Source organism: Clostridium sp. (assembly GCF_040797585.1).
Taxonomy (GTDB): domain Bacteria; phylum Bacillota; class Clostridia; order Clostridiales; family Clostridiaceae; genus Clostridium_Z.
In genome coordinates this window covers 1-2,682 of sequence record NZ_JBFNEO010000286.1, presented here as the reverse complement: position 1 = coordinate 2,682, position 2,682 = coordinate 1, and the positions used below count along the sequence as shown (strand labels likewise).

Below are 2,682 nucleotides of genomic sequence, written 5' to 3'. Positions count from 1 at the left end.
GTTTAGATTTTAGGCAGCGCATAAGATGATTTCTAAATCAAAAACTTGTAACTCCATAATAATAATTTAAAAATAAATCAACTTAAACTTTGGAGGTTTAATTATGGACAAGATACATATATTAGGTACTGGAAATGCCATGGTTACTAAATGTTATAACACTTGCTTTACCCTATCAAAGGATAAAGAACACTTTCTTATAGATACCGGTGGAGGAAATGGAATCCTTGCTAATCTTGAGAAATTAAATATCAGCACTAATAATATACATAATCTTTTTATATCCCATTGTCATAATGATCATATAACTGGAGTAACTTGGATAATACGAAGTGTAGCTCAGGGGATATTAAAGGAAAGCTATAATGGAAACTTAAATATATACTGCCATAGCTCTATAGGAGAAGTCATAAGAACTCTCTGCTCTTTAACCCTACAAAAGAAGTTTAATAATGTTCTAGATAAAAGAATATTATTTCATTATGTGGAAGATGGTGCTTCTAGATATATATTAGATAGCAAAGTTACCTTCTTTGATATAAAAAGTAAAAAAGATCTTCAGTATGGATTCACCTTAGAAGATGAGGATGGTATGACTCTAACATTTTTAGGAGATGAGCCCTATAGAGATGAAATCCATGAATACTGTTATAATAAGGATTATGTTTTTCATGAGGCCTTCTGCCTATATAGTGAAAGAGAAATATTTAAACCTTATGAAAAACATCATGCCACAGTTAAGGATGCATGTATAAATGGTGAAATTCTAAAATCTAAAAATTTAGTTCTATATCATACTGAGGATAAAAACATTTTAAATAGAAAAAAACTTTATTATAAAGAAGGAAGCGAATTTTTCTCAGGTAACTTATTTATTCCAGAAGATCTAGAGGAAATAAGTCTTAAATAATTAAGATATTCATGAATTATCTTATATAAAACTCTCTTATTATCCTATACTCTTTTATTAATAAAGATATATCCCCCTATGCTTACGTTCCATAATTTATCTATAAATACTATTGAACTTTGAAAAAATCTATGGTATTATTAACAAGTAATCAAGCCGATGTGGCGGAACGGCAGACGCATTCGACTCAAAATCGAACGGGAAACCATGTGGGTTCGAATCCCACCATCGGCACCATAAGAAATAGTTAATCCTCTTAACCATTGAAAATATTGATTTTCATGATTAAGAGGATTTTTTTATGACACAATAATAACTCAACCTAAGTTGGAATTTACATACCTATAAAATTAACATTACACCCTAATCAACTTAAATATATGTAAGTTTTGTACTATCTGGATTAACATCATCAGTTGTAGTTATATAGTTCCTATTATCTTTACAAAATTTTTCTTCTGATATAGATTCAAAAGCTGCATCATAGCCGTCCATGTTATAAACCTTACCACTCTTTAAATCTTTAAACTTAAATTCAGTTGAATCAAGCCATTTTCCTTCATTAGATATATTATTTAACTTTAAGTTAATTAATATAAATTCATTGTCTGTCTTTATAATTCTATCTCTTCCTTTTACTTCATTTGCTTCTTTAACATTTAAAATTTTAAGGTTCCAATGACCGCTATCTGCTTTTCTCCTAATTTTACTATTTTTATCTCTTCTTTCTTAGCCTCTTTCTTAGTATTCTCCTGCTTAGTCTCTTCTTTTTTAAAATCTCCACAAGCTACCAGCCCAATACTTAAAACTCCAGCCAGTAGAATAGATAATACTTTTTTTTATTCTATTAAGTAACTCTCTAACTTCTGCTATGTCTTCCAAAGGAGCTTTAAGACTCCTTTCACCTATACTATTGAATCTAACGCATAAAACTTCTTTTCTGTTGATTCATCACAATTTTTACATTCTACCCATAAATAAGTTCCATTAGTGTAATATTCCGAATATGGTCACATTGAAAAAGTTATACTATTATACTTACACATATGAAAGTATAAATATATTTTAAAAATATACAATTTTAATATATAAAAGAGAGCATACTATAAGAATCAGCTTATAAAGATTTATGAAAACACAAATTTTGTAATATTATTAAAAGCATAATTTTTTTTATTTCATTAGGAGGAATTTTTAATGGAACTAGAATCTGCGTCTGACGGTAATATAACGAGACAATTAATTTTAATTGTTATCTTGACTCTGATAAATGCATTCTTTGCATCAGCAGAAATGGCAATAGTATCTTTAAACAAAAACAAAATTAAACTTCTTGCTGAAGAAGGAAATAAAAAAGCAAAATTATTATTAAAATTTACTAAAGAACCAACAAGATTTTTATCTACAATTCAAGTTGGAATTACTCTTGCTGGATTTTTCTCAAGTGCTTCTGCTGCAACTGGGTTAACTGATAATTTTGCAGAAGTATTAACTAACTTAAATATACCTTATAGTAAACAAATTGCTTTAGTTTCTATAACAATAGCTTTATCTTATATAACCCTTGTTTTTGGTGAATTGTTTCCAAAACGTGTAGCATTACAGAGATCAGAAGCTATTGCAATGTTTTCAGTTATGCCTATTTTCTATGTATCTAAAGTAGCTCTTCCTTTCGTAAAGTTACTTTCTGCTTCCACTAATCTAATAGTTAAAATAACTGGTATAGATAATGATGGTTTAGAAGAAAAGGTATCAAAAGAAGAAATAAAATC

At 28.4% G+C, this 2,682-nt stretch carries 3 protein-coding genes and 1 tRNA gene; 3 read left to right on the top strand and 1 reads right to left on the bottom strand.

Annotation, left to right across the window (positions count from 1 at the left end; translation table 11 throughout):
* Positions 1–103 precede the first annotated feature (103 nt).
* Positions 104–910: an MBL fold metallo-hydrolase gene (locus AB2369_RS12830; RefSeq protein WP_367666866.1), complete on the top strand. Its 807-nt coding sequence runs from the start codon at positions 104–106 to the stop codon at positions 908–910.
* 155 nt (positions 911–1,065) lie between these two features.
* Positions 1,066–1,147 (top strand) — tRNA-Leu (locus tag AB2369_RS12825).
* Positions 1,148–1,282: 135 nt separating this feature from the next.
* On the opposite strand, the gene AB2369_RS12820 is transcribed toward AB2369_RS12825, so the two are convergent.
* On the bottom strand, positions 1,283–1,405 hold the full coding sequence (locus AB2369_RS12820) for a hypothetical protein (RefSeq protein ID WP_367666865.1): 123 nt from the start codon (positions 1,403–1,405) through the stop codon (positions 1,283–1,285).
* Between the two features lie 702 nt (positions 1,406–2,107).
* Between AB2369_RS12820 and AB2369_RS12815 the strand changes: the two genes are divergently transcribed.
* Positions 2,108–2,682, top strand: a 575-nt coding sequence (locus AB2369_RS12815) for a CNNM domain-containing protein (protein WP_367666864.1), incomplete at its 3' end; no start/stop codon positions are given.

Coding starts and splice junctions, on each gene's coding strand:
- AB2369_RS12830 (WP_367666866.1), top strand. CDS start 104: ATGGACAAGATACATATATTAGGTACTGGAAATGCCATGGTTACTAAA.
- AB2369_RS12820 (WP_367666865.1), bottom strand. CDS start 1,405: ATGGACGGCTATGATGCAGCTTTTGAATCTATATCAGAAGAAAAATTT.